Raw genomic sequence first — 20,153 nt, 5'->3', positions numbered from 1 at the left:
CGGTCGGATGGCACGTTGGGCGCATGTCGACGACCCTGCGCGCCCGCTCCGTCGTCGCCGTCGCGCTCGCGGCGATGCTGACGGGGTGCTCCGCGACGTCGGGGGCGAGGCCCGACCCCGGCGAGCCGTTGGGCGTCGCAGTCGACGGCGTGCTGCTCGAGCAGCCGACGTGCTCGCGGTTCGTCGACAGCGACTGGCGCACCTCCATCCACGTCGGCGCCGACGGCTTCGCAGCGATCCTCGCCAACGTCGGCTCCGGCTACGCCCTCGAGGAGGCCGCGCACGACGGCACCGCCTCCTCCCTCGACCCTGAGGCGGATGCCGTGGTCGCCACCGTCGATGGCGACCGGGTCGCGTTCGAGGTCGACCTCGTCGACCCCGCAGGCCAGTCCGTGCGCGTCGTCGTCGACGGCACGTGCGCGCCGTACCAGCCGTAGCCGCCGGACGGCCGTCGAGCGGCAGGGGCAGGGCTCGGGTCGGCGGCGGCGCTCGCCGTCGCCCGACGCGGGGTCGGCGCGGGGGCCAGCGTGCGCGTCAGCCGAACCATCTCGACCCCGCCTCCGCGCACGGCGTCGCGTGCCGCGACCGACGCGATCGGGCGGCATGAGGAGGGCGCCGGCGGCTCGTCACCCGCATCGGTGCATGCACCCCGGATCGCACTCCTGCTGCGGATGTGGGCAACCCGACGCCTCGATCGCTCCGAATGAACCTGAGAAGCCCTCATCGAAGCCGTTCGAAATCGAAGGAAAATTCTCCGTGACGAATCGCGAGGTGGCGACGTCTCACTCTCGAAGGACCTAGACCAGGAACGAAAGGAGCCATCATGGCTACCACCCCCACCCCCAACACCGCAGCCGCCGCAGCCGGCACGGGCGCCGTCACGGGCACGACCACGGTCGTCGACCCGGTCGTCGCGAAGATCGCAGGCATCGCGGCACGCGAGGTGCGCGGCGTGCACGACCTCGGTGGCGGCGCCGCTCGCCTCGTGGGCAACGTTCGCGACGCCATCGGCCAGCGCGACCAGGGCCAGGGCATCAAGGTCGAGGTCGGCGAGACGCAGGTCGCAGCCGACGTGACGATCGTCGTCGAGTACCCCGAGCAGCTCCAGGTCGTCGCCGAGGACGTGCGCCGCGCCGTGGGTCGTGCCATCACCGAGCTCGTGGGCATGGAGATCGCCGAGATCAACGTGACCGTGACCGACGTGTTCATCCCCGGCCAGGACGACGATGACGCAGAGGAGTCGCGAGTCGCATGAACGGCTACACCCTCGGCGCACTCGCCGGCCTGATCCTCGCCTTCTTCGGACTCGCGTTCGGCCTCGGCGGATTCCTCATCGCCCTGCTCCTCGGAGCGGTCGGCGCCGTCATCGGCGGCATCGTCACCGGGCGACTCAACCTCCGAGCGGCCGTGGACGCGGCACAGGGGCGGAGCCGAGGATGACCATCCCCGGCCGCGTCTCCATCGAGCCGCGCGCCATCCGGGCGATCGTCGAGGCGGCCACGGCCGACACCTTCCGCACCACGCCGAAGAGCGTGCGCGCGAAGGTCCACGCAGACCGTGGCCGCCTCGAGATCGACATCGCGACGCCGTACGGCGGCTCCGAGCCCGTGCTCGGCGCCGCCGCCAGCGGCCGCGACGCCGTCGCCGCCAGATCGAGCGAGATCACCGGCGCACGATTCGACCGGGTGCGCGTGCGCATCACCGGACTCACCGACCATGACGATCGAAGGAGGGTCGCATGAGCTGGATGCGACGCTACGAGCGTCGTGAGCTGCATCGCTCACGGTCGCTCACGTCCTCCATCGCACTCGCCATCACGGCGCTCGTGCTCGTCGCAGGCGCCCTCGTGGCGATCCTCGACCCGCTCGGGCTGCTGCCCACCGGCATCACGGGCGAGGGCGTGCACACGTTCCTCACCTCCGCAGGGGCCGCGAGCATCGCGACCGGCGCCGGCGTCGCCGTCGTCGGCATCGTGTGGCTCGTGCTGGGACTCTCCAGCGGACGCCGCAGCCGCCGAGCGCTCGAGCGTGACGGCGTCGTCGTGATCGTCGACGACTCCACCCTCGCGAGCGCCATCTCCGGCACCGCCGCCCGTGCGGCGCGCGTCGGACCCGGCGCAGCACGCACCGTGCTCGGCCGACGCCGCGCGCAGACCGTGCTGCAGTCCGAGGCCGGCTTCGACGCCGACCTCGACGCCGCCAGAGCGGCAGCGACGACGACCATCGATGCGCTGCAGCCCCGCAAGGGCCTGCACGCCGACGTGAAGGCAGGAGCAGCATGACCACCACGAACCGCGGCTGGAACCGCATCGCGCTCGTGATCGTCGGCATCGGCTGGATCGCCGCCGGCGGCGTGCTCATCGCCAGGCAGATCTGGCCCGAGCAGGCATCCCAGCTGTGGAGCGCCGCGCCGCAGGCCGTCGCAGACGGCTGGGAGGCGCTCACCGCGCAGCTCGGCCTCTCGCTCGGCGGCCTCGACCCGGCAGCCCTGTGGACGGTCGCGCTCGCGATCGCCGCAGCCGTCGCCCTCGTCTGGGCCATCGTGCACGCCGCGACCCGCGGCAAGGGCCGCACCTCCGACGCCGTCGTCGACGACGACATCGTCATCGAGGCCGGCCTCGTGCAGGACGTCTACCGTCAGGCGCTGGGCACGCACCCCGACGTGTTGAAGGTGCACGTGTCGGCATGGCGGCACAAGGGCGGCAACGCCTGGCGCGCCGCGGTCGACGTGCGACAGCACGCTCGGCTCGACGAGGTCGCCGACCGCGCCGCGAAGGCCGCAGCGACCACTCGCGAGCGCATCGGCATCGACGCTCCCGTCGTCGTGCACCTCACGAGCGGCGTCCGCTCGTCGATGGCGAAGACCGCTCGCGCGGCCTGAGCCACCACAGCCACACCCCGACGGCATCGGCGCCCGCCGACGCCACGCATCACCACACGAAGGAGGAGTCATGGGACTCGGAGACAAGATCAGCAACAAGGCGGAGGAGCTCGGCGGCAAGGCGAAGGAGGCCGTCGGCAACGCGACCGACAACGACCGCCTCGCAGCCGAGGGCCAGAAGGACCAGGCAGCCGCGAAGGCCAAGCAGGCAGGCGAGCACGTCAAGGACGCCGCGAAGGACGTCTTCGGCGACAAGCAGTAACGACCGTTCGCGGTCGCCTGCACGGCCGCGGCGCGAGCCCGGACGGGTCGCGCCGCGGCCGTCGTGCATTCCGCGACCGCCCCCTCACCCCCCAGCCCGACCTCGACGAAGGAGACGCACCATGGGCCGCTACACCCGACGCCCGACCACAGGAGGACGCCGCATCCCCATGCGCGTCGTCGCCGCAGCCGTCGGCGCCGTCCTCGTGCTCGGCAACGGCCTGCTCGTGCTCGGTCCCGTGCTCGGCCTCGTGGGGGCAGCGACCTCCTTCGGCCCCGTGTTCCAGGTGCCCGTCGGGCAGATCGCGATCGCGATCGTCGTCGGGTTCCTCGTCGCGATCGGCTGCGTCGCGCTCGCAGCGATCTCCCGCCCGCGATGGATGTCGTGGACGCTCGCCGTCGCCGCCTGGGTCGCGTCGCTCATCGCCTCGATCTGGCCCATCGTCGTCACCGCCAACGCCGCGGTCGACCGCGCCGGCGACGTCATCCCGTTCATCACCGAGCTCATCCGCAGCGTCGGCTGAGCCATCCATCACGACAGACAAGGAAGACCCCTCATGCGCAACACGATCCTGCTGGTCGGCGGCGTCGCCGTCGTCGGCTACATCCTCGGCACGCGTGCCAACCGCCCCACGATCCAGTCCCGCGAGTCGGTGCGCCACCAGCTCGTGCGCCTGTGGTCGGACCCGAAGGCCGTCAAGCGTCGCGAGCGGCAGGCGAAGCAGCTGCGCAAGGACGCGGAGCAGACGGGCAAGCGCCTCGCGAAGGCAGCCCGCACGCGCGCGAAGCAGCTCGCGCGCTGACGATCCCCGCCACGAGGCGGATCCCCGCACGACCCCGCCGACCAGGCGGACCCCGAAGGCCCCGCCCACACGGCGGATCGCAGCACACCCCACGAGAGGACATCACCATGGCTGACCCCACCATCCGCGACACCGCAGACGACGCGATCGCGCGCACGCGCGAGACCGCGAAGGCCGCCGCACGAGAGGTCTCGGACGCCGTCGACGAGCTCCGCGAGCAGTCGTCGCTCACGGGCGTCGCCCGCTCGGCCGGGCGCCGCATCCGTCGCCTCCGCGACGAGCAGCCCATCGCGTTCGCCGCCGTGGTCGCGGTCACCGCGATCGTGCTCGCAGGCGCCTTCGCTCGCGCGCAGCGCTGAGCCCGCACGGCGGCGACGCGCATCCTCGGATGCGCGTCGTCGTCTCGGACGTGCCGCGGACTGCGTCGCACGCATCCGTCACCTGCGCAACGGGCAGCGCCCGACGCGCGTGCGCGTGACGCTGGAGGGACCACGACGAGAGGAACGGGCGATGGCGAAGACCGAGCTCGAGCAGGTGCAGGACATGCTGGGGGACTTCCGGTTCGGGATGCTCACGACGCGCGACGAGCAGGGCATGCTGCAGGCGCACCCCATGACGGTGCAGGAGCGCGAGTTCGACGGCGACCTGTGGTTCATCGTCGGTGGCGACGCCCCCGCGGTGCGGCACATCGGCGTCGACCCGGCCGTGGGCGTCTCGTTCAGCGGCGACTCCGAGTGGCTGTCGATCGCGGGCACCGCAGCGATCGTCGACGACCCCGAGCGACTGCGCGAGTACTGGAACCCGTTCGTCGAGGCATGGTTCCCCGAGGGGCCGGAGGACTCGAAGGCGACGCTGCTGAAGGTCACCGCGTCGAGCGCGCAGTACTGGGACAGCCCCGGCCGTCTCGCGACGCTCGTGAGCCTCGTGACCTCGAAGGTCACCGGTGAGCCCAAGGGTGGCGAGAGCGGCACCGTGCAGCTCGACTGAGTCGCGAGCCGGGTGACCACGAGGCGCGCGCGAGCCGCCTCGATAGGCTGGCGGGCGTGCTCGGCGACTGGACGCGGGCACGCCCAGCACGGCAGGTAGAGGTTGCGATGGCAGACGAGCATGCGGGCTGCGGCTGCGGCTGCGGCACTCCCTCGCGCGGCACGTTCGCGACCATCGGCACCAGGCCGGAGCCCCTGGCACCTGCGCCGACCGGAACCCATGCCATCGAGCAGGCGCGCATCCCCGCCGGCACGTTCGTCATGGGAGACGCCTCCGGGGATCGCAATCCGGACGATGGCGAGACGCCCCTGCATCACGTGACCCTCGACGCGTTCTCGATCGACGTCACCACGGTCACGAACGACGCGTTCGCCGCATTCGTCGAGGCGACCGGCTACCGCACCGAGGCGGAGTCGTTCGGGTACTCCGCGGTGTTCCACCTCGCCGTCGATGCCCCGGCGGACGACATCCTCGGCACCCCGCCCCAGACGCCTTGGTGGCGGGGCGTGCGCGGTGCGAGCTGGCGGCACCCCGGCGGTGCCGACTCGTCGATCGACGGCATGGGCGACCACCCCGTCGTGCATGTGAGCCACGGCGACGCCCTCGCCTACTGCGCGTGGGCTGGTCGCCGACTCCCGACCGAGGCCGAGTGGGAGCGCGCGGCTCGCGGTGGACTCGTCGGCACCCGGTATCCGTGGGGCGACGGCGACGTCGACGAGGGTGGCTGGCGAGCCAACATCTTCCAGGGCGAGTTCCCGACGAGGAACTCCGCCGCCGACGGATGGGTGACGACCGCGCGCGTGCGCACGTACGAGCCGAACGGCTTCGGGTTGTGGCAGATGGTCGGCAACGTGTGGGAGTGGTGCGCGGACTGGTTCGACGCCGGCACCTATCGGAGCGCGTCCCGCGCGAACCCCGTCGGGCCCGACCGCGGCGAGACGCGAGTGCTGCGCGGCGGCAGCTACCTGTGCCACCTGTCGTACTGCAACCGCTACCGCAACGCGGCGCGCTCGCAGAACACGCCGGACTCCTCGATGGGCAACGCCGGATTCCGCACGGTGGCGGCGTGAGCCGGCGCGGCCGCTTCCCGGCATCCGTCTACGGACGCGGCTCGGAGCCCGACGCTCGCTTCACGCTCGCGAACGAGCGCACCTTCCTCGCCTGGATCCGCACCGCGCTCGCGCTGCTCGCAGGTGGCGTGGCACTCGAGCTGCTGGGTCTCGACCTGCAGGAGGGGTTGCGGCTCGCGGCGTCGATGGTGCTCATCGCCGCCGGCATCGTCACTCCCGTGCTCGCATGGCTCGGATGGGCGAGCAGCGAGCGTGCGCTGCGGCTGGCGCAGCCGCTGCCTGCCTCGCCGCTCGGCATCGTGCTGGCGATCGCCGTCGCCGCGGCTGGGCTGCTCGTGGTGCTCGCGCTGCTCGTGCCGTGACGCTCTTCGACGCGGGCTTGCAGCCCGAGCGCACCGAGCTCGCCTGGCGGCGCACGGCGCTCGGGCTCGCGGTCGGATCGCTCGTGGCGCTGCGGCTGCTGCCCGCGGCCCTCGGCGACGCGTGGTGGGTGCTCGGCGGCGTCGCGGGCCTCGTCGCGGCCGGCGCGCTGTGGGTCGCCGTCCGTCGCCGGTTCCGTGCCGTGCAGGCGGTGCTCGCCGCCGACGGCGACCGCGGCATGCTGCCGGGCGCCGGCCTGCTCACGGGGGTCGCTGCGCTCGTGCTCGCCGCCGGTGCGGCGGGGCTCGTGGTCGTGCTGCTCGTGGCGCTCGCGTAGGCGGCTCAGGACGTCGACGAGCCGTCGGCCGACTGGAGCGTGCCCTCGCCCGTCGGGTCGACGATCTGCCGCATGGCCTCTGCGGCCGCGGTCCCGTCTCCGTGCGCGATGGCTGCTGCGACCGTACGGTGCAGCGTGACGTCGGCAGGCGCGTGCTCCCAACGGATGACGCTGGTCGGCGTGCGCTCGCGCAGGGCCTCGTCGACGACGGCGCCGAGCCGCGCGAGCATGCCGTTGCGCGCGAGCGACAGCACGATGCCGTGGAACCGGCGGTCGGCGTCGAGGAACGCCTCGCCTGCACGTTGCTCGGTGGCGGCAGCGAGAGCCTCGGCCGCCGCATCGAGCGCTGCCGACTCGTCGTCGGAGCGCAGCGTGGCCGCGAGCCGCGCCGCCTCCGGCTCGATCGCGAGCCGCAGCCCGCGCAGCTCGTGCAGCTGCGCGCCGCGATCGCCAGACTCGAGCCGCCAGCGGATGACCTGCGGATCCAGCAGATCCCAGTCGGTGCGCGGCAGCACCCGCAGCCCGACGCGGCGTCCGGCGCTGAGCATGCCGAGCGACACGAGCACGCGCGTGGTCTCGCGCACGACCGTGCGAGAGGCGCCGGTGCGCGCGACGATCGCATCCACCGTGTCACCGACGCCGGCGACGAGGCGCCCGTCGACGATGTCGCGACCGAGTCGGTCGAGCAGCGGTCGGAAGGAGGCGCCGTCGGAGGCCGCCACCGTCACACCTGCGACACGGGCGACACGACGAGCTCGTCGAAGCGCACGTGGGCGGGGGAGTCGAGCACGAACTGCACCGTGCGCGCGATGTCGTCGGGGGTGAGCATCACGGACCGTGCGGTCGCATCCGGCACGCTCGGGCGGTGCTCGAGGAAGTCGGTCGCGACGTCGCCGGGGCAGAGGTGGCAGGCGCGCACACCCGAGGCGGCCTCCTGCGCGTTGAGCGTGCGGGCGAGCTCCGCGAGCCCCTTCTTGCTGGCGCTGTACGCGACGCCGGCGATGGGGTTGAACGCCCAGGCGGAGTACGAGGAGACGATGACGGCGACGCCGGCGTGCGCGCGCAGCTGCGGCAGGGCTGCGTCGACGACGGACGCGGGGCCGGCGAGGTTCGTCTGCAGGATGGCGTCGAACTCCGCCATCGACTGATCCGACCAGCGACGTCTCGGCGTGTTGAGGCCTGCGGCGAGCACGACCGCGTCGATGCGGCCGTACGCCTCGACGACCGCGTCGCGCGCTGCGGCGACGGCGTCACGGTCCGCGACGTCGAGCGGCACGACGATCGCCTCGCCGCCGGCGGTGCGGATGCCGTCCGCGACCGTCTCGAGCGCCTCGCGTCGCCGGCCGCTCAGCGCGACGCGCCACCCGGCAGCAGCCGCAGCGCGTGCGGATGCCTCACCCATGCCCGATCCCGCGCCCGTGATCCAGGCGACCGTGCTCCGTTGCTCGCTCATCGCGGCTCCTCTCGCGTACGATGACATCAATAGTAGGACTATTGGAGGACAGCATGCTCATCGACTTCGCCGGACAGGTCGTCGTCGTCTCGGGAGGAGCCCGCGGCATCGGCCGCGCGATCGTGGAGCGGTTCGTCGACGAGCACGCGCACGTCGTCGCCCTCGATCTCGCATTCGACGCCGACCCGCTGCCCGAGGGTGCGAGGGCGATCGTGTGCGACGTCACCGACCCCGCATCCGTCCGAGCCGCGATCGACGAGGTCGTCGACAGCCTCGGCCGCATCGACGTGCTCGTGAACAACGCGGGCATCAACGTGGAGGGCACGGTCGAGACCCTCGACCCCGCCCGCTTCAAGGCGGCGTTCGACGTCAACGTGCTCGGCACGTTCCTGCTCGCGCAGGCCGTGATCCCCACGATGAAGGCGGCAGGCAGGGGGCGGATCATCAACGCCGCCTCGTTCGCAGCGATCGTGCCCAGCATCGGCGCCGCAGCCTACGGTGCGTCGAAGGCAGCCGTCGTGCAGCTCACTCGCGTGCTCGCCGGCGAGCTCGGCCCGTGGGACATCACCGTGAACGCGTACGCGCCCGGCATGATCCCGACGGCGATGAACGGCTTCGCCGAGATGCCGGAGGCCGCGCAGTCGCGACTGCTCGACACCCTCACGCTGCGACGGTGGGAGCGTCCGAGCGACGTCGCCGACCTGCTCGTGTTCCTCGCGAGCGACGCCGCCGGCTACATCACGGGCACCCTCGTCGACGTGAGCGGCGGCAAGCTCGCGACGCAGATGCCCTCGCGCGCCTACGAGGGCATCGCCGCCTCCTGAGGCACATGCGAACGGCCGCTCCCGACGCGGGAGCGGCCGATCGCACGTGCGACGGGCGTCAGCCGGGGACGTCCGCCGCGTCGCGCTCCGCGGCAACGGCCCGTCTGCGTGCGACGACGCCGAGCGCGCCCCAGGCCACCGCGCCGACGACGAGCACGAGGAACACGGGGTTCGTGGCGAAGATGGCGAAGGAGCCGTCGGACTGCAGCAGGCCGCGGCGCAGGTTCGCCTCGAGCAACGGGCCGAGCACGAACGCCAGCGCGAGCGGGGCGACCTCGAACCCGAACTTCTTCATCACGTAGCCGAGCACGCCGAACGCGAGCGCGACCCACATGTCGAAGATCGAGCCGTTGATGCTGTACACGCCCACGAGCGTCACGAGCAGCGTCAGCGGGCCGAGCAGTCGCATCGGAGCGCTCAGCAGCCTCGTGAACACGTGGATGAGGGGGATGTTGAGCGCGAGCAGCACCACGTTGCCGATGAGCATCGACACGATGACGCCCCAGAACAGCTCGGGATTCGTCTGCACGAGCTGCGGCCCTGGCGTGATGCCCTGGATCATCAATGCGCCGAAGATGACCGCCATGGTCGTGTTCGCCGGGATGCCCAGGCTCAGCAGCGGGATGAACGACGAGTTCGCCGCCGCGTTGTTCGCCGTCTCCGGTCCGGCGACGCCCTCGATGGCGCCGCGCCCGAACATGCTCGGCGTCCTCGAGACCCGCTTCTCGATGCCGTACGACGCCATGGATGCGATCGTCGCGCCGCCGCCGGGCAGCACGCCCAGCAGGAATCCGACGACCGAGCCGCGTGCGAACGGCCCTGCGGAGCGGCGCAGCTCCGCCCGGTTCGGCAGCACGCGTCCGTAGCGCAGCGACCGCGACGGGTTGCGCCTCGCCTCCTCGATGGTGTGCATGAGCTCGCCGATGCCGAAGAGCCCCATCGCGACGGCCGCGAACTCGATGCCGCCCGCGAGCTCGGGGATGCCGAACGTGAAGCGCGGCGTGCCTGCGATGGGGTCGGTGCCGATCGTCGCGAGCAGCAGGCCGAGCGCAGCGACGACGAGCCCGCGCAGCAGGCCCCCGTTCGCGAGGTAGGCGACGAGCACGATGCCTGTGAGGGCGAGCAGCGCGTACTCGGCCGGGCCGAAGCCGAGCGCGAGCTCTGCGATGGGCGCCGCGAGGAACAGCAGTCCGATGATCGCGATCGTGCCGCCGATGAACGACCCGATCGCCGAGATGCCGAGCGCGACGCCGCCCTGGCCCTTGCGGGCCATCTGGTAGCCGTCGAACGTCGTGACGATCGTCGTCGCCTCGCCAGGGATCTTCAGCAGCACCGACGTGATCGTGCCGCCGTACGCCGAGCCGTAGTAGATGCCGGCGAGCATGATGATCGCCGACTCGGGCGGCATCGCGAACGTGATCGGCAGCAGGAGCGCGATCGTGCCTGCGGAGCCGAGTCCAGGCAGCACGCCGATGAGGTTGCCGACGAGCACGCCGACGACGACGACGAGCAGGTTCTGCCACGTCAGGGCGGTCGTGAGGCCGAGCAGGAAGTCTTCCATGGTGTCCTTGCCTGAGCTGCGTCGAGCGTCGCGGGCGACGGCTCGCTAGCGCGGGGTGGTGACCCCGAGCACGATGAAGAAGAGCACGTAGGCGGCAGCGGTGCCCGCGACGCACGTGATGACGACCGGCAGCCACCGCCTCGCGCCCGCGGCGATCTGGCAGCCCGCGAGGAGCACGACGGAGGCGACGAGGAAGCTCACGTGCTCGAACAGCAGGATGAACGCGACGATCGAGCCGACGACGATCAGCGCGTTCCAGACCTCGGGCCCGAACGCGCCCTCCTTGCCGTCCCTGTTGAAGACGAAGAAGACCACGGCGCTCACGACGAGGGCCGCACCGAGCGTCGCGGGCCACAGACCCGGTCCTGGCCGGTCGAACGTGCCGGTGCCGAAGCCGATCGCCGACACGACCGCGGCGACGCCGACGAGCACGAAGACGGCGGCGCCGATCGGCTTCAGCGCCCGCTGCCTCGGCTGCGGCTCCTCGGCCTCGCTGGGCACGTCGAGGTCATCGGCGTCGCCGACCGGGGCTGCGCCCCGGCCGGGCGCCGCGTCGTCGGTGCTAGCCATCGATGAACCCCAGCTCGACGAACGCCGTGCCGTTCTCGTCGTACTGCTCCTCGAGCGTCGCGATGAGCTCGTCGGTCGGCACGCTCGACGGCTCGGTCGACAGCGTCTCGAGCACGCCCGCCACCGTCTCGGATGCGGCCGCATCCGTGAAGATGCGCTCGAGCTCGGCGGCGGCAGCGTCGTCGATCTCGGCGTTGGCGTAGACGGCCTTGAAGATCGACAGGTCGATGTCGACGTCCTGCTCGATGGCGGTGGGCACGTCGGGGAGGATGTCGAGCGGCTCGGGGCTGAAGACCGCGAGGGCGCGCAGGTCGTCGGACTCGAGGTACTGCAGCGCCTCGCCCGGGTGCACGGCCACCGCGTCGACCTGATCGCCCAGCAGCGCCGTGATGGCAGGAGCGGAGCCGTCGAACGGGATGCCCTCGGCGTCGGCGCCGAGCTCGACGAACGTCTGCGCGACGGCGAGCTGCGTGTAGCTGCCGGTGCCGGAGCTCGCGTACGTGAAGCGCCGGTCGGCGTCGTCGCGCAGGTCGTCGAGGCTCTCCCAGTCGCTCTCGGCGTTGACGAGCAGCAGGATCGGCTCCTCGTTCACGGCGGCGATGCCGCGGAAGTCCGCGGGCTCGAATGCGATGTCCTGGAAGTACGGCATCGACGTGAACGGGCCGTTCGGCAGGTAGATGACCTCGCACGGGTCGGGCTGCTGCGTCGCGACCTCCGTCGCGGCGACCGTGCCGTTGGCCCCCGTCTGGTTCACGACCTCGACGCGGATGCCCTCCTCGGTGCTGACGGCGTCGGCGAGCGCGCGGCCCACGACGTCCGAGCTGCCGCCGGCAGCGTAGGGAACGATCATCGAGATCGTGCTGCAGTCGAGCGCGGCGTCCGCGTCGCCGCCGCCCGCAGACGAGCATCCCGTGGCGAGTCCCGCGACGGCGGCGATCGCCACCGCGGTGCTCAGGGCCTTCTTGCCGGTTCGCGTGTCCATGTGTCACTCCTTCGTGATCCGTGCTGGTGGTGCTGGGTGCGGCTGGTCGCCCGGGCGGCGATCAGCGGAAGGCGGCGGCCCAGGAGGCCGTGTGCAGATCGCTCTCGATGCGCCATCTGGCGATCGTGCGCGAGAGTCGGTCGCGGACCTCGCGGTGCGCGGGGTCGTCCCAGAGGTTGCGCATCTCGTGCGGGTCGGCGTCGAGGTCGAAGAGCTGCCCGTCCTCGTGGTCGACGAACTCGATGTGCTTGAAGCGCTCGTCGCGCACCATCGTCATGAGCGCGGACTTCTGGATGACCATGTCGCGGGCATGCTCCGAGAAGGCGAACTCGCGCCCGTCGAACGCCTCGCCGCGCAGGGCGGGCAGCAGGGAGCGTGCCTCCATCCACTCCGGCGGCTCGAGCTGGGCGAGCTCGAGCACCGTCGGCCCGAGGTCGAACAGCGACGTGAGGCCATCGAAGCGCTGGTCGGCTGCGATGCCGGGGCCTGCGACGATCGCGGGCACGCGCACGCTCGGCTCGTACATCGTCCACTTCTGGATGTGCCCGTGGTCGTTGAGGCAGTCGCCGTGGTCGGAGGTGAAGATGACGACGGTCTCGTCGAGCACGCCGCGGCGCTCGAGGGCGTCGAGGATGGAGCCGACCTGGTCGTCGATCATCGACACGTTCGCCATGTAGTAGCGGCGCTGCCTGTCGACCTGCTCGGGCGTGGGGTGGTCGAGGTGCACGATGCCGTCGTGGTCGACCTCGAGGTTGTCGCGACGGATGTCCTTGACGGCGTAGGGCTGGCTGGCCCGATCCTCCTCGGAGTCGTGCGCCGCGGGCATCGCGATGCCGTCGTAGCGGCCGATGGCCTCCGTCGTCGGGTCGTAGGGCGGGTGCGGCCCTGGGAAGCCGACCTGCAGGAAGAAGGGCTCGTCGCCCGGGTACACGTCGAGCCAGTGGGCGGCGAGGTCGCCGACGAACGTGTCGACGTGCAGCTCGGCGGGGGAGTCCCACTCGAACGCGCCGAGGCGCTCGGCGTAGTCGGGCAGCGCGCGGTACTTCGTCGCACGGTCGGGCTTCACGAGGCCCCGGGCGTGGAAGGCCTTGTCCCACTCGTCGAGGAAGAACGGCAGCGTGGGGTTCGAGCGGTCCTTGTTCTCGACGACGTGGCGCTCGTGGAAGCCGACGCTCGCCGTGTACGGGTACGTGTGCATCTTGCCGACGTTGACGCAGCGGTAGCCGGAGTCGGCCAGGCGCTCGACCCAGGAGTGGTTCCAGGGGTCGTTGTTCTTCAGCACGCCCGTCGTGTGCGGGTACATGCCCGTGAAGAGGCTCGCCCGCGACGGTGCGCACGAGGGCGCCGTCACGTAGGTGCGCGTGAACGTCGTGCCCCGCTGCACCAGCCGGTCGAGGTTCGGGGTGATGGCGTGCTCGTAGCCGAGCGCCGCGATGGTGTCGAACCGCTGCTGGTCGGTGATGATGAAGACGACGTTGGGGCGTGCGCTGGGCATCGATGGGCTGCTCTCTGCTCGTCGGGCGGGGCGCTCCGCGGCGTGCGGGGAGCGGGCCTCGAACGTCGATGCCATCGGATGTCCTCCCTCGGACGCCGCGGTGAGCGGTGCACAGAAGAGCGTCGGAACAACGCTCATCTGCTGGAGGCGAGCATAGGCACGATGCAGCCCATCGCGCAATGGTGCGTGCGTCTAATGCTCATATGTGCGATAGTGAGCGGCATGGTGGACGCACGAAGGCGCGCAGAGACCGTCGGCCGGGCCGTGATGCTCGAGGTGGCCCGCGCGTACTACCTCGAGGATCGGTCGAAGGTGCAGATCGCCGAGGACACGGGTCTCAGTCGATGGCAGGTCGCGCGGGTGCTCGCCGAGGCCCGCGAGCAGGGCCTCGTGACGATCCGGGTGGAGGATGCGCTCGGCGCCGACGAGCTCGCCGACAGGCTCGCTGCCGAGCTCGGCGTCCAGCAGGTCGTGATCGCGACGCCGCGCTCGCAGGAGCGCGACGCCGACGTCGAGGCGGTCGCGCAGGCGCTCGCGGGCTTCCTCGGCGAGGCGGTCCGGCCCGGCGAGACGCTCGCGTTCGGCTGGTCGCGCGTCATCGAGCTCATGCCCGCCAGGCTCCAGCGCCTCCCGCGCTGCGACGTCGTGCAGCTCGCCGGCGCCCTGACGTTCGCGGGAGACCGCGTCGGCTCGGTGGAGGTCATCCGACAGGTCGCGCGCACGGCAGGAGGCATGGCCTACCCCGTCTACGCGCCGCTCGTGGCGCCGAACGGCCACATCGCGGCGTCGCTGCTCGCCTCGCCGGAGATCGCCGACGTCATGGCGCGCTCGGTGCGCGCCGACCATGCCGTCATCGGCATCGGCAACTGGACGCAGGAGGGCTCGACGATCCTGCCGCTGCTGCCCACCGACGTGGTCCGCGCGATCGCGGCCGCGGGCGCGACCGCCGTCATCTCCGGCAGGGTCATGGATGCCGACGGGCGACCGCTGCCGGAGGGCATCGGCGTCGACGACCGGATCGTCGGCCTCGACCTCGCGCAGCTGCGGTCGATCCCGACCATCATCGCCACGTGCGTCGGCGCGCATCGGCCGGGAGCCGTGCGCGCTGCCGTGCGCGCAGGGCTCGTCGACGTGCTCATCGTCGACGAGGGGCTCGGGCGGGCGTTGCTCGGCGAGTGACGCCCGCCGGCCCATAGCAAGCCCCGCCCCGCGCGTCCAGGCGATGCGGGCTGCGGCCGAGGCGGGCACGGTGGAGCCATGCTGTTCCTCGCAGGCGACGACGCCGGACCCTCCGATCCGCTCACCGCCGACCTCACGCCCGTGTTCCAGACGCTGGGCGCGCTGGGGGCGGTCGTCGTCGCGCTCGCGATCGTCGTGCTCGTGGTGCGCTTCATGCGGCTGCGGCGCGGCGAGTCGATCCCGAGGCCCGTCACCGTGGCCGCGGTCGTCGCGGGATCGGTCGGCGTCATCCTGCTCGTCATGAGCGTCGGCGCTGGAGTGGTCGTCTCCTGACGGACTGCGCTGCCCGTCGCCACCTCCGCGGTCTACGGTGATCGCATGGGCTGGGATGCGCTGCGCTTCGAGACGACCATCGGCGTCGACGTCAAGGGCGAGACCTGGTCGTGCGTCGCGATCCCCGGCTCGGCCGACCACTTCGGCACCGGCCGTTCCGTGCGCGTCGACGCGCAGGTCGACGACGTGCCGCTGCCGAACGTCGGCGCGATGCCGACGGGCGCGGGCGGGCACATGGTGTCGATCGGCGCAGCCGTTCGGAAGCGGCTCGGCAAGGGCGTCGGCGACGCCGTGACCGTCGTCGTCTCGCCGCGCTGACGAACGACGGCGGGCTCAGCCCTGCACGTACGGGTCGTCGAGGGGCGTGCCCTGCTCGTACGGCCCGAAGAACAGGTCGGCACCGTCGGCTGCGAGCGTCGTGCCGGTGCCGTGCTGCGTGCCGTCGCGGCCGGCGACGACGGAGGCGACGTCGGCGAAGTGCAGCCGCACCGTCGGGGCGTCCGGATCCGAGAACTCCACGCGCCACCCGTCGCCGACGGGCGTGAGCGACGGCTCCGACAGCTCGACGTTCATCATGCCGTTGTGGCCCTGGAACGTGATGCAGCCGCCGAAGCGCAGGGTGCCGCCCTCGGCGCCGAGCGCGGGGAAGGCGAACCCCTCGGGCGTCTCGAGCGCGCCGTCGTCGAGCAGCACCTCGCCGTCGGACATGCTGCGCACGTACGCGATGAGCGACGACTTGATGCGCCACACGAGGCTGCCCGCAGCTGCAGGAGCGAATGCGGGCGTGGCGGCGGCGTCGGCCGGCGTCGGCTCGGAGTCGGGCATCGACTCAGCGTATCCGCAGGGCCTGAGCGCGACCCATGGGCGCCGAGCGCACCTCGCAGGCGGATGTCGCGGTCAGCTCGCGGGGGCGACCGGCCATGCGATCGTCATCGCGAAGTCGACCAGCGCACGCACGCGAGCCGGCGGATCCACCGCTGCCGACCAGATCACGTCGATGCCCACCGGATCCACCGCGGGCTCGATCTCGCGCAGCACGACGGGGAACCCCTCGTAGCTCGCGGGATTGGTCGGCCGCTGCACGAGGATGCCGTAGCCGATGCCGCGGCCCACGAGCGTGCGCACCGACTCGTACGAGCCGACGCGCTGCCGGACGCGCGGCGTCAGCCCGCGGCCCGCGAAGAGGCTGAGGGTGTGCTCCTTCGACGGCGGCGCGTCGAGCAGGATGAGGTCGCGGTCGACGACGTCCTCGAGGCGGATGCGCTCGCGCGCCGCGAGCGGGTCGTCGGCGGCGAGCAGCACGTGCGCGGGCAGCGCGAAGAGCCTCGCCCGGCGCGGCGTGCCTGGCACGAGACGGTCGTAGACGAACGCGACGTCGACCTCGCCCGACTCGATGCGGCCCACGAGGCCGTCCTGCGTCGTCTCCATCACGTGCAGGTCGACGCGGGGATGCTGCGCTGCGAAGCCGGCGAGCAGCGGCGGCAGCACGGTGGGGGCGAGCGTCGGATAGCAGGCGAGCGTGATGGGGCCGACGAGCTCGCCGCCCGCGCTCGTGAGGGTGATGCCGTGCGCGCGCCTGCGCACCGCGAGCCTCGTGCCGAGCGAGCGTTCGAGCTCGGTGATCGCATCCGAGATCGCCGACGCCGACACGTGCAGCCTGGCGGCCGCGGCAGCGATCGTGCCGTCGTCGGCTGCGGCCACGAGGTACGCGAGCTGCCGCAGCGTGAGGTCGGGGATGGGGGAGTCGGCGCTCATCGCGCGCCCCCTCGCCGATCGGTCGCTCGATGCGGCGATCCGTGCCGTCTCGCCGCATCGAGTGACCCATCGCGGGAATCGAGTGACCGATCGGGATGCATTCCTCGGTTCTACCGCAGAAGCACCCTGCATCTCTCCGCTTTTCACGAAGAAGCGCGGCGCGGAGGATGAGAGCAGCGCGGCGACGGTGCCGCGCGAGGAAGCGAGCGCCACGATGCCGACCCCTCCCGTCGCCGACTGGGTCACGATCCCAGACCTCTACCGCGACCCGTTCCCCATCTACGAGCGCCTCCGCGCCGAGGGCGGCGTGCACTGGGTGCCCGCCGTCGGCCGCTACCTCATCACCACCTACGCAGCGGTCCACGCGACCGAGGTCGACCAGGAGACGTACTCGGCCGACGAGGAGGGGTCGCTGCAGATCCGCGCCATGGGGCACTCGATGCTGCGCCGCGACGACCCCGAGCACTACCCCGAGCGCAAGGCGTGGCAGCCGACCCTGCGCCCGGGCGTCGTCAAGCGCGTCTGGCGAGGCGTGTTCGAGCGCAACGCCGCCCGCTACCTCGACGAGCTGGTCGCGAAGGGGCCGGGCGAGGCCGACCTCATCTGGGACTTCGCAGCCCCGTTCGCCGCCGAGAACCTGCGCGAGATGCTCGGGTTCCACAACGTGCACCAGACCGACATGCAGCGCTGGTCGCAGACCCTCATCGACGCGACCGGCAACTACGCAGACGACCCCGAGGTGTGGGCGAAGGGGCAGCGGTCGTTCGACGAGGTCGACGCGGCGCTCGACGAGATGCTCGCGTGGCACGCGAGGCATCCCGACCAGTCGCTCATCTCGCAGCTCATCCGCATACCCGACTACCGCATGCCGATCGAGCGCATCCGCGCGAACGTGAAGATGACGATCGGCGGTGGCCTCAACGAGCCGCGCGACGCGCTCGGCGTCGCCGCCTGGGCGGTGCTGCGGCATCCCGAGCAGCGCCGCATGATCGAGACGGATGCCGCACCGTGGCCGACGGTGTTCGAGGAGACGATCCGCTGGATCTCGCCCATCGGCCTCTACTCGCGGCAGACGACGCGCGAGGTCGAGCTCGCGGGCGTCACGCTGCCGAAGGGTGCGAGGCTCGGCATCTGCATCCTCTCCGCGAACCGCGACGAGGCCGTCTGGGATCGTGCCGACGCGTTCGACGTGCGCCGTGAGGTCAAGCCGCATCTGGCGTTCTCGAAGGGCGTGCACGTGTGCCTCGGCAGCTGGGCGGCACGCTCGGCCGTCGCCGACGTCGCGCTGCCGATGCTCTTCGAGCGGCTGCGGGGCCTCGACCTCGTGGCCGATCGGCCTGCGGAGGTCGGCGGATGGGTGTTCCGCGGCATGCTGTCGATGCCCGTGACGTGGGATGCGGTGGCCGAGCCCGGCGCCGCGGCGCCCGTCGCGTCGGCAGAAGGCCTCGACGCGGCCCGCGACGCCGCAGCGCCCGCGCTCGCACCCAGCGTCGCGATCGTCGGGTCGGGCCCGGCCGGATGCTTCAGCGCGCAGGCGCTGCGCCGCGCGATGCCGGCGGCGCGGCTCGACGTGCTCGACCGTCTGCCCGTGCCGTACGGGCTCGTGCGCTACGGCGTCGCCGCCGACCACCAGGGCACGAAGGCCGTCGCGAAGCAGTTCGACCGCCTGTTCCTGCACGAGGGCGTGCGCTTCGTCGGCAACGCCGCCGTCGACGCCGACGGGCTCGCAGGCCTGCGCGCCGCGTACGACGTCGTCGTGCTCGCGACGGGGCTCTCTGCCGATGCCGCGCTCACGATCCCCGGTGCCGACCTGCCCGGCGTCGTCGGCGCCGGCCGGCTCACGCGCGCGCTCAACGGTCACCCCGACGAGGCCGACGTGCCAGCGCTCGGCGCCCGCGTCGTCGTCGTCGGGCACGGCAACGTCGCGATGGACGTGGCGAGGCTCGTCGCCCGCGCGCACCACGAGCTCGAGGGCACCGACGTCGACGACGCCGTGCACGCCGCAGTCGCAGGCGCCGTGCGCGAGCTGCACCTCGTGGGCCGCTCCGCACCGGGGGCCGCGCGGTTCGACCCGGTCATGGTGCGTGAGCTCGCACTGCTCGGCGGCGTCGAGCACGTCGTGCACGGCGTGCGCCCTGGCGCCGTCGCCGACGGCAAGGATGCGCGCGTCGACGCCGTGCGCGCGCTCGCGGCGCGCACGGCCGAGGCGGTGGGCGACGTGCGCGTGCGCATGCACTGGTGGTTCGAGGCGACGCCGCTCGCGATCGAGGGTGTCGACGACGTCGCGGGCGTGCGCATCGCGACGCCGGGTGGCGAGCGGGTGCTCGAGGCCGACGCGGTCGTCACCGCCATCGGCTTCGCCGCCGGCCCCGGATGCCTCGTGGAGCCCGGCGCGCACCCCGACGGCCGCGTCGAGCCCGGGCTCTACGTCGCAGGCTGGCTGCGCCGCGGACCGCGCGGCACGATCCCCGACCAGCGCGCCGACGCGAAGGGCCTCGCGGGGCTCGTGCTCGACGACCTCGCATCCGGTGCCGTCGCGACGGGCGGCGCCGGCGTGGCTGCGCCGACGGGGTCGATCGACTTCGACGGCTGGCGCCGCATCGACCACGTCGAGACGACCGCGGCCGCCGCCGGTCGCCGGCGCGCGAAGCTGCGCTCCGTCGAGGCGATGCTCGCCGCAGCGGCAGACGCATCCATCGGCCTGCCCGACGTCGTCGCGGAGGTGGCGCCGGACGAGGGCGGGGGCGTGCCCGTGACGATCCTGTTCGGCACCGAGTCGGGAGGGGCGGAGCTCGTCGCCGAGGACCTCGCGCAGCATCTCGCGGGTCGCGCGGAGGTCGAGGTCGTCGACCTCGCCGATGCGACGCCGGAGACGCTCGACGCGTCGCGCCTGCATCTCGTCGTCTGCGCGACGTACGGCGACGGGGAGGTGCCGACGTCGGCGCGGCCGTTCCACGCGGCGCTGCTGCAGGGCGGGGCGGACCTGTCGGGTCTGCGCTACGCGGTGCTCGGCATGGGCGACAAGAGCTACGCGAAGACGTACTCGCGCGGCTCCGAGCTCGTCGACGAGGCGCTCGCCGCGTGCGGTGCGACGCGGATCGGCGAGTACGGCAGGCATGACGCGGCGGGGCCGCTCGATGCGGGCGACGTCGCCCGCGAGTGGGCGGACGGCGTGCTCGCCTCCGACGAGCTGCGGGTGGGTGTGCCTTCCGCCGGTCGCTGACGTGCGGGGTGAGGTGGTGCTCCTCTCGAGGCTCGCTGCGCTCGCACCTCGAGGAGCGGTCGGGGAGGCGAGCAGGAGCC

General features: G+C 72.4%; 27 protein-coding genes. 19 read left to right on the top strand and 8 right to left on the bottom strand.

Annotation, left to right across the window (positions count from 1 at the left end; all coding sequences use genetic code 11):
• Nucleotides 1–23: 23 nt before the first annotated feature.
• The 14 genes from ACZ6H8_RS11450 (at nucleotide 24) to ACZ6H8_RS11385 (ending at nucleotide 6,698) form a co-directional block, all read left to right on the top strand.
• Nucleotides 24–437, top strand: coding sequence for a hypothetical protein (locus ACZ6H8_RS11450; RefSeq protein ID WP_464146966.1), 414 nt, complete (start codon nucleotides 24–26; stop codon nucleotides 435–437).
• A gap of 386 nt (nucleotides 438–823) precedes the next feature.
• Nucleotides 824–1,255 (top strand): Asp23/Gls24 family envelope stress response protein, encoded by a 432-nt coding sequence (locus ACZ6H8_RS11445; protein WP_464146965.1) that lies wholly within the window; start codon nucleotides 824–826, stop codon nucleotides 1,253–1,255.
• Nucleotides 1,252–1,440: a hypothetical protein gene (locus ACZ6H8_RS11440; protein WP_464146964.1), complete on the top strand. Its 189-nt coding sequence runs from the start codon at nucleotides 1,252–1,254 to the stop codon at nucleotides 1,438–1,440. The genes ACZ6H8_RS11445 and ACZ6H8_RS11440 overlap by 4 nt, the downstream gene beginning before the upstream one ends.
• On the top strand, nucleotides 1,437–1,742 hold the full coding sequence (locus ACZ6H8_RS11435; protein ID WP_464146963.1) for a hypothetical protein: 306 nt from the start codon (nucleotides 1,437–1,439) through the stop codon (nucleotides 1,740–1,742). Before ACZ6H8_RS11440 ends, ACZ6H8_RS11435 begins: the two co-directional genes overlap by 4 nt.
• Nucleotides 1,739–2,281, top strand: a complete 543-nt coding sequence (locus tag ACZ6H8_RS11430; protein WP_464146962.1) for a hypothetical protein — start codon at nucleotides 1,739–1,741, stop codon at nucleotides 2,279–2,281. Before ACZ6H8_RS11435 ends, ACZ6H8_RS11430 begins: the two co-directional genes overlap by 4 nt.
• A complete protein-coding gene (locus tag ACZ6H8_RS11425; RefSeq protein ID WP_464146960.1) occupies nucleotides 2,278–2,880 on the top strand; it encodes a hypothetical protein in 603 nt (200 codons plus the stop codon). The genes ACZ6H8_RS11430 and ACZ6H8_RS11425 overlap by 4 nt, the downstream gene beginning before the upstream one ends.
• A gap of 70 nt (nucleotides 2,881–2,950) precedes the next feature.
• Nucleotides 2,951–3,142: a CsbD family protein gene (locus ACZ6H8_RS11420; RefSeq protein ID WP_464146958.1), complete on the top strand. Its 192-nt coding sequence runs from the start codon at nucleotides 2,951–2,953 to the stop codon at nucleotides 3,140–3,142.
• Nucleotides 3,143–3,263: 121 nt separating this feature from the next.
• Nucleotides 3,264–3,665, top strand: coding sequence for a hypothetical protein (locus ACZ6H8_RS11415; RefSeq protein ID WP_464146956.1), 402 nt, complete (start codon nucleotides 3,264–3,266; stop codon nucleotides 3,663–3,665).
• Nucleotides 3,666–3,698: 33 nt separating this feature from the next.
• Nucleotides 3,699–3,944 (top strand): hypothetical protein, encoded by a 246-nt coding sequence (locus ACZ6H8_RS11410; protein WP_464146955.1) that lies wholly within the window; start codon nucleotides 3,699–3,701, stop codon nucleotides 3,942–3,944.
• 107 nt (nucleotides 3,945–4,051) lie between these two features.
• Nucleotides 4,052–4,303, top strand: coding sequence for a hypothetical protein (locus ACZ6H8_RS11405; protein ID WP_464146954.1), 252 nt, complete (start codon nucleotides 4,052–4,054; stop codon nucleotides 4,301–4,303).
• Between the two features lie 151 nt (nucleotides 4,304–4,454).
• Entirely contained in the window at nucleotides 4,455–4,931 is a 477-nt protein-coding gene (locus tag ACZ6H8_RS11400) for a pyridoxamine 5'-phosphate oxidase family protein (RefSeq protein ID WP_464146953.1), read from the top strand.
• A gap of 107 nt (nucleotides 4,932–5,038) precedes the next feature.
• Complete coding sequence (locus tag ACZ6H8_RS11395; protein ID WP_464146952.1) at nucleotides 5,039–6,001, top strand: formylglycine-generating enzyme family protein; 963 nt, start codon at nucleotides 5,039–5,041, stop codon at nucleotides 5,999–6,001.
• Nucleotides 5,998–6,363: a YidH family protein gene (locus tag ACZ6H8_RS11390; protein ID WP_464146951.1), complete on the top strand. Its 366-nt coding sequence runs from the start codon at nucleotides 5,998–6,000 to the stop codon at nucleotides 6,361–6,363. The genes ACZ6H8_RS11395 and ACZ6H8_RS11390 overlap by 4 nt, the downstream gene beginning before the upstream one ends.
• Nucleotides 6,360–6,698, top strand: a complete 339-nt coding sequence (locus tag ACZ6H8_RS11385; protein WP_464146950.1) for a DUF202 domain-containing protein — start codon at nucleotides 6,360–6,362, stop codon at nucleotides 6,696–6,698. The genes ACZ6H8_RS11390 and ACZ6H8_RS11385 overlap by 4 nt, the downstream gene beginning before the upstream one ends.
• A 5-nt stretch (nucleotides 6,699–6,703) precedes the next feature.
• On the opposite strand, the gene ACZ6H8_RS11380 is transcribed toward ACZ6H8_RS11385, so the two are convergent.
• Both ACZ6H8_RS11380 and ACZ6H8_RS11375 read right to left on the bottom strand, forming a co-directional pair.
• Nucleotides 6,704–7,420 (bottom strand): FadR/GntR family transcriptional regulator, encoded by a 717-nt coding sequence (locus tag ACZ6H8_RS11380; RefSeq protein ID WP_464146949.1) that lies wholly within the window; start codon nucleotides 7,418–7,420, stop codon nucleotides 6,704–6,706.
• A gap of 2 nt (nucleotides 7,421–7,422) precedes the next feature.
• Nucleotides 7,423–8,151, bottom strand: coding sequence for an SDR family oxidoreductase (locus ACZ6H8_RS11375; RefSeq protein WP_464146948.1), 729 nt, complete (start codon nucleotides 8,149–8,151; stop codon nucleotides 7,423–7,425).
• A 53-nt stretch (nucleotides 8,152–8,204) separates the two neighbouring features.
• Between ACZ6H8_RS11375 and ACZ6H8_RS11370 the strand changes: the two genes are divergently transcribed.
• Nucleotides 8,205–8,975: an SDR family NAD(P)-dependent oxidoreductase gene (locus ACZ6H8_RS11370; protein ID WP_464146947.1), complete on the top strand. Its 771-nt coding sequence runs from the start codon at nucleotides 8,205–8,207 to the stop codon at nucleotides 8,973–8,975.
• Nucleotides 8,976–9,033: 58 nt separating this feature from the next.
• Here ACZ6H8_RS11370 and ACZ6H8_RS11365 read toward each other — a convergent pair whose 3' ends face one another.
• The 4 genes from ACZ6H8_RS11365 to ACZ6H8_RS11350 all read right to left on the bottom strand — a co-directional run bounded on the left by ACZ6H8_RS11365 (nucleotide 9,034) and on the right by ACZ6H8_RS11350 (nucleotide 13,583).
• Entirely contained in the window at nucleotides 9,034–10,536 is a 1,503-nt protein-coding gene (locus ACZ6H8_RS11365; protein ID WP_464146946.1) for a tripartite tricarboxylate transporter permease, read from the bottom strand.
• Nucleotides 10,537–10,581: 45 nt separating this feature from the next.
• Complete coding sequence (locus tag ACZ6H8_RS11360; RefSeq protein ID WP_464146945.1) at nucleotides 10,582–11,106, bottom strand: tripartite tricarboxylate transporter TctB family protein; 525 nt, start codon at nucleotides 11,104–11,106, stop codon at nucleotides 10,582–10,584.
• Entirely contained in the window at nucleotides 11,099–12,088 is a 990-nt protein-coding gene (locus ACZ6H8_RS11355) for a Bug family tripartite tricarboxylate transporter substrate binding protein (protein ID WP_464146944.1), read from the bottom strand. Before ACZ6H8_RS11355 ends, ACZ6H8_RS11360 begins: the two co-directional genes overlap by 8 nt.
• A gap of 61 nt (nucleotides 12,089–12,149) precedes the next feature.
• Entirely contained in the window at nucleotides 12,150–13,583 is a 1,434-nt protein-coding gene (locus ACZ6H8_RS11350; RefSeq protein WP_464146943.1) for a sulfatase family protein, read from the bottom strand.
• A gap of 222 nt (nucleotides 13,584–13,805) precedes the next feature.
• Here ACZ6H8_RS11350 and ACZ6H8_RS11345 point away from each other — a divergent pair, with 222 nt between their 5' ends.
• From ACZ6H8_RS11345 to ACZ6H8_RS11335, 3 genes are all read left to right on the top strand, one after another.
• On the top strand, nucleotides 13,806–14,762 hold the full coding sequence (locus ACZ6H8_RS11345) for a sugar-binding transcriptional regulator (RefSeq protein ID WP_464146942.1): 957 nt from the start codon (nucleotides 13,806–13,808) through the stop codon (nucleotides 14,760–14,762).
• 78 nt (nucleotides 14,763–14,840) lie between these two features.
• Complete coding sequence (locus ACZ6H8_RS11340; RefSeq protein ID WP_464146941.1) at nucleotides 14,841–15,095, top strand: hypothetical protein; 255 nt, start codon at nucleotides 14,841–14,843, stop codon at nucleotides 15,093–15,095.
• 45 nt (nucleotides 15,096–15,140) lie between these two features.
• Nucleotides 15,141–15,413 carry a DUF1905 domain-containing protein gene (locus ACZ6H8_RS11335; protein WP_464146940.1) on the top strand — a complete coding sequence of 91 codons (273 nt, stop codon included), beginning with the start codon at nucleotides 15,141–15,143 and terminating at the stop codon, nucleotides 15,411–15,413.
• Between the two features lie 15 nt (nucleotides 15,414–15,428).
• Here ACZ6H8_RS11335 and ACZ6H8_RS11330 read toward each other — a convergent pair whose 3' ends face one another.
• Nucleotides 15,429–15,920, bottom strand: a complete 492-nt coding sequence (locus ACZ6H8_RS11330; RefSeq protein WP_464146939.1) for an HtaA domain-containing protein — start codon at nucleotides 15,918–15,920, stop codon at nucleotides 15,429–15,431.
• 72 nt (nucleotides 15,921–15,992) lie between these two features.
• Nucleotides 15,993–16,850, bottom strand: coding sequence for a LysR family transcriptional regulator (locus tag ACZ6H8_RS11325; RefSeq protein ID WP_464146938.1), 858 nt, complete (start codon nucleotides 16,848–16,850; stop codon nucleotides 15,993–15,995).
• A 214-nt stretch (nucleotides 16,851–17,064) separates the two neighbouring features.
• Between ACZ6H8_RS11325 and ACZ6H8_RS11320 the strand changes: the two genes are divergently transcribed.
• Nucleotides 17,065–20,073, top strand: coding sequence for a cytochrome P450 (locus ACZ6H8_RS11320; protein WP_464146937.1), 3,009 nt, complete (start codon nucleotides 17,065–17,067; stop codon nucleotides 20,071–20,073).
• Nucleotides 20,074–20,153 lie beyond the last annotated feature (80 nt).

It is taken from the genome of Agrococcus sp. AC640b, from assembly GCF_979255995.1.
This window is presented reverse-complemented; position numbering and strand designations above follow the sequence as displayed.

Coding starts and splice junctions, on each gene's coding strand:
- ACZ6H8_RS11405 (WP_464146954.1), top strand. CDS start 4,052: ATGGCTGACCCCACCATCCGCGACACCGCAGACGACGCGATCGCGCGC.
- ACZ6H8_RS11325 (WP_464146938.1), bottom strand. CDS start 16,850: ATGAGCGCCGACTCCCCCATCCCCGACCTCACGCTGCGGCAGCTCGCG.
- ACZ6H8_RS11340 (WP_464146941.1), top strand. CDS start 14,841: ATGCTGTTCCTCGCAGGCGACGACGCCGGACCCTCCGATCCGCTCACC.
- ACZ6H8_RS11350 (WP_464146943.1), bottom strand. CDS start 13,583: ATGCCCAGCGCACGCCCCAACGTCGTCTTCATCATCACCGACCAGCAG.
- ACZ6H8_RS11410 (WP_464146955.1), top strand. CDS start 3,699: ATGCGCAACACGATCCTGCTGGTCGGCGGCGTCGCCGTCGTCGGCTAC.
- ACZ6H8_RS11395 (WP_464146952.1), top strand. CDS start 5,039: ATGGCAGACGAGCATGCGGGCTGCGGCTGCGGCTGCGGCACTCCCTCG.
- ACZ6H8_RS11360 (WP_464146945.1), bottom strand. CDS start 11,106: ATGGCTAGCACCGACGACGCGGCGCCCGGCCGGGGCGCAGCCCCGGTC.
- ACZ6H8_RS11355 (WP_464146944.1), bottom strand. CDS start 12,088: ATGGACACGCGAACCGGCAAGAAGGCCCTGAGCACCGCGGTGGCGATC.
- ACZ6H8_RS11420 (WP_464146958.1), top strand. CDS start 2,951: ATGGGACTCGGAGACAAGATCAGCAACAAGGCGGAGGAGCTCGGCGGC.
- ACZ6H8_RS11445 (WP_464146965.1), top strand. CDS start 824: ATGGCTACCACCCCCACCCCCAACACCGCAGCCGCCGCAGCCGGCACG.
- ACZ6H8_RS11335 (WP_464146940.1), top strand. CDS start 15,141: ATGGGCTGGGATGCGCTGCGCTTCGAGACGACCATCGGCGTCGACGTC.
- ACZ6H8_RS11450 (WP_464146966.1), top strand. CDS start 24: ATGTCGACGACCCTGCGCGCCCGCTCCGTCGTCGCCGTCGCGCTCGCG.
- ACZ6H8_RS11435 (WP_464146963.1), top strand. CDS start 1,437: ATGACCATCCCCGGCCGCGTCTCCATCGAGCCGCGCGCCATCCGGGCG.
- ACZ6H8_RS11440 (WP_464146964.1), top strand. CDS start 1,252: ATGAACGGCTACACCCTCGGCGCACTCGCCGGCCTGATCCTCGCCTTC.
- ACZ6H8_RS11415 (WP_464146956.1), top strand. CDS start 3,264: ATGGGCCGCTACACCCGACGCCCGACCACAGGAGGACGCCGCATCCCC.
- ACZ6H8_RS11430 (WP_464146962.1), top strand. CDS start 1,739: ATGAGCTGGATGCGACGCTACGAGCGTCGTGAGCTGCATCGCTCACGG.
- ACZ6H8_RS11330 (WP_464146939.1), bottom strand. CDS start 15,920: ATGCCCGACTCCGAGCCGACGCCGGCCGACGCCGCCGCCACGCCCGCA.
- ACZ6H8_RS11320 (WP_464146937.1), top strand. CDS start 17,065: ATGCCGACCCCTCCCGTCGCCGACTGGGTCACGATCCCAGACCTCTAC.
- ACZ6H8_RS11345 (WP_464146942.1), top strand. CDS start 13,806: ATGGTGGACGCACGAAGGCGCGCAGAGACCGTCGGCCGGGCCGTGATG.
- ACZ6H8_RS11370 (WP_464146947.1), top strand. CDS start 8,205: ATGCTCATCGACTTCGCCGGACAGGTCGTCGTCGTCTCGGGAGGAGCC.
- ACZ6H8_RS11365 (WP_464146946.1), bottom strand. CDS start 10,536: ATGGAAGACTTCCTGCTCGGCCTCACGACCGCCCTGACGTGGCAGAAC.
- ACZ6H8_RS11375 (WP_464146948.1), bottom strand. CDS start 8,151: ATGAGCGAGCAACGGAGCACGGTCGCCTGGATCACGGGCGCGGGATCG.
- ACZ6H8_RS11425 (WP_464146960.1), top strand. CDS start 2,278: ATGACCACCACGAACCGCGGCTGGAACCGCATCGCGCTCGTGATCGTC.
- ACZ6H8_RS11400 (WP_464146953.1), top strand. CDS start 4,455: ATGGCGAAGACCGAGCTCGAGCAGGTGCAGGACATGCTGGGGGACTTC.